Source organism: Mycobacterium sp. E3247 (genome assembly GCF_001667785.1).
In the GTDB taxonomy this organism is placed as follows: domain Bacteria; phylum Actinomycetota; class Actinomycetes; order Mycobacteriales; family Mycobacteriaceae; genus Mycobacterium.
The window spans coordinates 1-5,529 of record NZ_LZJG01000337.1 but is presented as its reverse complement, the minus strand read 5'-3'; the positions used below and the strand labels follow the sequence as shown (position 1 = coordinate 5,529).

Below are 5,529 nucleotides of genomic sequence, written 5' to 3'. Positions count from 1 at the left end.
CGGGATAGACGGCGACGGTGTTGGTGATCTCGTTGATCGGGGCGATGCCGCCGGGCCTCAGGTCGTCGGTCGAGCCGCTGTAGCCCACCGAGCGGTATTCCTTCCAGCCCCCGGCGAACGTGAGGTCGGTGGATCCGACCGCGCGGCAGGGGCCGGGCGGGCTGCCGACGTTATCGCGCGGTGGTTCGTGCCGGTCGGCATACGAATACGGTTGCAGCCCTTCGAAATTGGCGATGCGACGCGCGTCGGCCAGGCTGATGACCAATGATTCGGCGTACGCGTGTTCGGGAGCCGTCGCCGCGGTTTTGCTCGGCGGGTGCGAGCACGCCGACACGACCACCGCGGCGCCGCAGGCGATGACGGCCGAAGCCCTGCCCAGCACCGACAGGCGCCGGCGAAAACGGCTCGACCGCGAACTCGACGCCATGGTCACCTATGTTAGGGCCGCGCGGCGAGTCCGATGAGTACTTGGTCAACGCCGGCGGCGTGTCGACGCGCCGGGGCCTCAGGCTCCGGTCTCGGCGAGTTTGGCCTTGACCTGGGCCGCACTCGGGTTGGTCAGCGTCGACCCGTCGGCGAACTTCACCGTCGGGACCGTCCTGTTGCCGCCGTTGACCGAACCGACGAACTCGGCCGCCGCGGGGTCCTGCTCGATGTCGACCGCCTGGTAAGGGATTCCGTTGGACTTCAGCACGGTCATCAGGCGGTGGCAGTAGCCACACCACGAGGTGGTGTAGACGGTGATCGGGGCAGAGGTCATAGCCCGTTAACGTAGCCGGGCGGCACCGTGTTCCGCGCCGGGGGCGTCGCGCGCGTGCCGGCGTGTCACGGCAACTCGCCGGCGCGCACCGGGCGGCGCCCCGGTTTGTCGGCCTTCGCTGTCAAGATGGACGCCATGCCGACGGTCGCCGACGCCTTGACCGCCGGGCTGGACGACGAGCAGCGCGAGGCGGTGCGTGATGGTGCGGGTCTTGCCGGTCCCGGCGCCCGCGAGCACACAGACCGGGCCCCGCGGAGCCAGCACCGAGGACGTCCGCGACTTGGCGGGCGAGATCGAGTGGGCCAAGGCGTCGCTGATCGGTCCCGAGGACTACCCGGCCGCCGTGGCGGCGGCCGGCCGGGACATCCCGTTGGACGCCGCCCGGGTCGCGACCGTGTACGCCGCCTACGAGGCGCTGAAGGTTCGCGACGAGTCCGTGACGCTGCTCGACTTCGACGACCTGCTGCTGCACACCGCCGCCGCGATCGAGAACGACGCCGCGGTGGCCGACGAGTTCCGGGGCCGTTACCGTTGCTTCGTCGTCGACGAATACCAGGACGTCACCCCCCTGCAGCAGCGGGTGCTCACGGCGTGGCTCGGCGACCGGGACGACCTGACCGTCGTCGGCGACGCCAACCAGACCATCTATTCGTTCACCGGGGCCTCACCGCGCTTCCTGCTCGACTTCTCGCGGCGCTATCCCGACGCCACTGTGGTCCGCCTGGAACGTGACTACCGCTCCACCCCCCAGGTGGTGTCGCTGGCCAACCAGGTGGTCGCGGCGGCCCGCGGCCGGGTCGCCGGCAGCAAGCTGCACCTGGTGGGCCAGCGCCCGCCGGGGCCGGCGCCGTCGTTCCGCGAGCATCCCGACGAACCGGCCGAGGCCGCCGCGGTCGCGGCTTCGATAGCCCGGCTGATCGAATCGGGCACTCCGCCGTCGGAGATCGCCGTGCTGTACCGCGTCAACGCCCAGTCGGAGGCCTACGAGGAGGCGTTGACCGAGGCCGGCATCCCCTATCAGGTCCGGGGCGGCGAGGGGTTCTTCACCCGTCAAGAGATCAAGCAGGCGCTGGTGGCACTGCAGCGTGCAGCCGAGCGCGGTGCCGAAAACGGTTCGGCGGGGCCGCTGCCCGCGGTCGTGCGGGGGGTCCTGGAACCCCTCGGGCTGACGGCGGAGCCGCCGGTCGGCACCCGCGCCCGGGAGCGCTGGGAGGCGCTGACCGCGCTGGCCGAGTTGGTCGACGACGAGGTGGCTCAGCGGCCGCAGCTGGAGCTCACCGGCCTGCTCGCCGAACTCCGGTTGCGCGCGGACGCGCGGCACCCACCGGTGGTGCAGGGCGTCACGCTGGCCTCGCTGCACGCAGCCAAGGGTCTGGAGTGGGATGCGGTGTTCCTGGTCGGCCTGGCCGACGGCACCATGCCCATCTCGCACGCGCTGGCGCACGGCCCCGACAGCGAGGCCGTCGAAGAGGAGCGTCGGCTGCTCTACGTCGGAATCACCAGGGCGCGAACGCATCTGGCGCTCAGCTGGGCGCTGGCCCGCAGCCCCGGCGGGCGGCAGGGCCGCAAGCCGTCACGGTTCCTGAACGGCATCGCGCCGCAGGCGCGCGCCGACGCCACGCCGGCCAAGTCCCGTCGCAACAAGGGCACCGCGACGCGCTGCCGGATCTGCAACAAGGACCTGTCCACCGCGGCGGCGGTCATGCTGCGGCGCTGTGAGACGTGTGCGGCCGACGTCGACGAGGAGTTGCTACTGCGGCTCAAGGCGTGGCGGCTGGACATCGCCAAGGAGCAGAAGGTGCCCGCGTACGTCGTGTTCACCGACAACACGCTGATCGCGATCGCCGAGCTGCGGCCCGACGACGAGGACGCGCTGATCGCCATCCCCGGCATCGGCGCGCGCAAGCTGGAACAGTACGGGCCCGACGTCCTGGAGCTGGTACGCGCACGCTGACCGGTAAAGGCGCAGGTCAGAAAATCGGTTGTGGTGAACGGCGGCGACGATCTACCCTCGAAACCGCGTCCTGCGCTAATGGAAGGAGGGTGGCCGCGATGATCAACGACGTGTTCGGTGTGGGCGTGGCCGCCCTGGCGGCCGCGCTTAAGCATGCCGCCCACACCGCCGTGCCGGCGGCCGCGCTCAAGCATCGCGCCGCCGCCGCCGCGACGAACGCGTCCGTGCGACTCGGGGTCCACCGAATGGCTACGTAACTCCCCGGTTTTCACCGAATGGCCACGGACCCGAAGTCAAGGATCCGTGGCCACAGTCTTTTCGGGCGCAAGCCCGCTACCTGGTCCGGATCCGAACAAGAAGGAAGCCCCGACCAGGAAGCAGGTGAGCAGGACATGCCGGTACTGACCGTCCCCGGACAGCCGTCGGCGGTGTTGCCGTGTCACGCCGGCGACCCCGACCTCTGGTTCGCTGACGCCCCGGCCGACCTCGAGCGCGCCAAGGCCCTCTGCGGGGGCTGCCCGATCCGGCGGCAGTGCCTGGCGTCGGCGCTGGAGCGGGCCGAGCCGTGGGGGGTGTGGGGCGGCGAGATCCTCGACCGGGGCTCGATCCTGACCTTCAAACGACCGCGCGGGCGGCCCCGCAAAGACGAGGCCGCGGCCTAGACGATGGCGCTGTCGGGCTCGGCGAAGCCGGGGATCAGCTCCTCGGACAGCGCCTTGATCGGCACCCGGGCGTCCAGCTGGCACAGGATCGCGGCCACCGAGGCGATGACGCGCATCGGGATGGCCAGCTTGGGCGGCAGGTCCATCTGCCGGGCGGTCTTGATCTGCGACACCGACCGGTCGATCTGGCCCACGGTCATGCGCTGCAGCCACTTGCGCGTGTAGTGGAATTCGTCGACCTCGATGGGCTCGACGTACTGGCGCAACATCTCGTCGATGTCGCGCACCGAGACCTGCTGGCCCTTCTGGATGAAGCCGACCTTCTCCATCGTCGGCAACAGCAGGTCGTAGTTCTTGTCGCGGGCCAGGCGGATCGTCATGCCCAGCTCGATCGGGTACCCGCCGGGCAGCGGGGCGACGGCGCCGAAGTCGATGACGCCCATCCGGTCGTCGGGCAGCAGCATGAAGTTGCCCGGGTGGGCGTCGCCGTGCAGCATCCCCAGCCGGCGCGGCGCGTCGAAGGTGAGCTCGAGCAGCCGCGTGCCGATGAGGTCGCGCTGCTCGCGGGTGCCGGTGCGGATGATCTCGGCCAGCGGCAAGCCGTCGATCCACTCCTGGACCACGACCTTGGGCGCGCTGGCGACGACGTGGGGGATCGCGAAGTGCGGGTGGCCCTCGTAGGCCTTGGCGAAGGCGCGCTGGTTGTCGGCCTCCAGCCGATAGTCGAGTTCCATCTCGGTGCGTTCGACGAGTTCGTCGACGATGCCCTGGACGTCGGCGCCCGGGGCGAGCTGTTTGACCACGCCGACCATCCGCTGCATGGTCTTGAGGTCGGCGCGCAGCGCCTCGTCGGCGCCCGGGTACTGGATCTTGACGGCCACCGGGCGGCCGTCGGACCAGACCGCCTTGTGCACCTGGCCGATGCTGGCCGACGCGACGGGCTTGTCGTCGAACGAACTGAACCGTTCGCGCCACTTGGTGCCCAGCTGGCCGTCGAGCACCCGATGCACCTTGTTGGCCGGCAGCGGCGGGGCATCCTTCTGCAGCTTGGTCAACGCCTCGCGGTACGGCTCGCCGTACTCGTCCGGGATGGCGGCCTCCATGACCGACAGGGCCTGGCCCACCTTCATCGCCCCGCCTTTGAGCTCGCCCAAGACGGTGAACAGCTGGTTGGCGGCTTTCTCCATCAATTCGGCCTGGACTTCGTCCCTCGACTTGCCGGTCAGCCGTTTGCCGAAGCCGAGCGCCGCGCGGCCGGCGAAGCCGACCGGGATGCTGGCCAGCTTCGCGTTCCGCGCCGCACGGCCACGTTTGATGTCTGCCACGTATCCATCATCCATGACGGCCGGCTCGGCTCGCGCTTGATCTTCACAACATCTCCTAGCCGCGCTGCCGGCGGCCGGTGGCCCTAAGTTGTCCTTGCGGGTCGCACCAGCCGGCCCCGCGCAGGACGCTTCCGAAAGGCGGTATCGGCCAGGCCATGTCAGCAAAACAATCGCAGCACGACGCCGCGGACTCCCTGTTCAGGGCGATCATCGAAACGCTGGACAAACACCGCACCGACCGCACCCTGACCGCGGAGATCCTGCACCTGCTCGCGACGGCCTACGAATCGGTGTCGGCGAACGTTCCGGAGCAGGGGCGCCTGGGTTAGTTCCGCGCCGTCAGCACGTGCACAGCGGATGCCGGGTCCATTCGCGCGCGACGATGACGCCCACGTTGAGGTCGAATTCCAGTGTGGCGTTCAACGTCTGGGGCTCGGGTACGGCCTCTTGGTTGCGGACCGCCGCGATCACCCGGTTCACCTGGCTCAGCGCCAGCGCCGCGGTCGCCAGCAGCGTGGCCCGGTCGGCCACGCCGACGGTTTCCCGCAGCTGCGCCGAGATCGCCGGCCACGCCGCGTCGCGGTCGCGCCGATGCAGGTCGGCGCAGCCCAGGCAACTGGTGGTGCCGGGGATGACCAGCGGACCGATCAGCCCGACGCCGTCACGGACCCGTACCGGCAGGTGGGGGACGCGCTCGGCGTGCAGCTCGCGGACCATGCGGGGATCGGCGACCAGGTAATCGGACAGCACCACCAGGTCGACGGCGCCGACCGACACGGCGGCGTGCGGTTGGCTGCTGTGGGCGATCCGTGCGCCCGAGCAGCGCAA

At 70.2% G+C, this 5,529-nt stretch carries 6 protein-coding genes and 3 pseudogenes; 4 read left to right on the top strand and 5 right to left on the bottom strand.

Annotated elements, in window-relative coordinates; translation table 11 throughout:
* The 3 genes and pseudogenes from A9X04_RS18620 to A9X04_RS32370 all read right to left on the bottom strand — a co-directional run.
* Nucleotides 1-427, bottom strand: a pseudogene (locus A9X04_RS18620) (hypothetical protein); the annotation flags it as partial.
* A gap of 78 nt (nucleotides 428-505) precedes the next feature.
* Complete coding sequence (mrx1, locus tag A9X04_RS18615) at nucleotides 506-760, bottom strand: mycoredoxin Mrx1 (protein WP_067923583.1); 255 nt, start codon at nucleotides 758-760, stop codon at nucleotides 506-508.
* 174 nt (nucleotides 761-934) lie between these two features.
* Nucleotides 935-1,078, bottom strand: a pseudogene (locus A9X04_RS32370) (UvrD-helicase domain-containing protein); the annotation flags it as partial.
* Between A9X04_RS32370 and A9X04_RS18610 the strand changes: the two are divergent.
* From A9X04_RS18610 to A9X04_RS18605, 3 genes and pseudogenes are all read left to right on the top strand, one after another.
* Nucleotides 1,017-2,714: pseudogene (locus tag A9X04_RS18610) on the top strand (ATP-dependent DNA helicase UvrD2); the annotation flags it as partial. The pseudogenes A9X04_RS32370 and A9X04_RS18610 overlap by 62 nt on opposite strands.
* 98 nt (nucleotides 2,715-2,812) lie before the next feature.
* A complete protein-coding gene (locus A9X04_RS30990) occupies nucleotides 2,813-2,971 on the top strand; it encodes a hypothetical protein (protein WP_197509226.1) in 159 nt (52 codons plus the stop codon).
* A 135-nt stretch (nucleotides 2,972-3,106) separates the two neighbouring features.
* Nucleotides 3,107-3,376 (top strand): WhiB family transcriptional regulator, encoded by a 270-nt coding sequence (locus A9X04_RS18605; RefSeq protein WP_067923580.1) that lies wholly within the window; start codon nucleotides 3,107-3,109, stop codon nucleotides 3,374-3,376.
* Here A9X04_RS18605 and A9X04_RS18600 read toward each other — a convergent pair.
* Complete coding sequence (locus tag A9X04_RS18600; protein WP_067923577.1) at nucleotides 3,373-4,716, bottom strand: AarF/ABC1/UbiB kinase family protein; 1,344 nt, start codon at nucleotides 4,714-4,716, stop codon at nucleotides 3,373-3,375. The genes A9X04_RS18605 and A9X04_RS18600 overlap by 4 nt on opposite strands.
* A 140-nt stretch (nucleotides 4,717-4,856) precedes the next feature.
* Between A9X04_RS18600 and A9X04_RS30985 the strand changes: the two genes are divergently transcribed.
* A complete protein-coding gene (locus A9X04_RS30985; protein ID WP_197509225.1) occupies nucleotides 4,857-5,030 on the top strand; it encodes a hypothetical protein in 174 nt (57 codons plus the stop codon).
* A gap of 10 nt (nucleotides 5,031-5,040) precedes the next feature.
* Here the strand turns inward: A9X04_RS30985 and A9X04_RS18595 are convergent.
* The coding region (locus A9X04_RS18595; RefSeq protein WP_156764416.1) for a TOMM precursor leader peptide-binding protein at nucleotides 5,041-5,529 on the bottom strand (489 nt) is incomplete at its 5' end.

Excerpts from the sequence above, each read along its gene's own strand:
- A9X04_RS18600 (WP_067923577.1), bottom strand. The coding sequence starts at position 4,716 with ATGGATGATGGATACGTGGCAGACATCAAACGTGGCCGTGCGGCGCGG.
- A9X04_RS18605 (WP_067923580.1), top strand. The coding sequence starts at position 3,107 with ATGCCGGTACTGACCGTCCCCGGACAGCCGTCGGCGGTGTTGCCGTGT.
- A9X04_RS30985 (WP_197509225.1), top strand. The coding sequence starts at position 4,857 with ATGTCAGCAAAACAATCGCAGCACGACGCCGCGGACTCCCTGTTCAGG.
- A9X04_RS30990 (WP_197509226.1), top strand. The coding sequence starts at position 2,813 with ATGATCAACGACGTGTTCGGTGTGGGCGTGGCCGCCCTGGCGGCCGCG.
- mrx1 (WP_067923583.1), bottom strand. The coding sequence starts at position 760 with ATGACCTCTGCCCCGATCACCGTCTACACCACCTCGTGGTGTGGCTAC.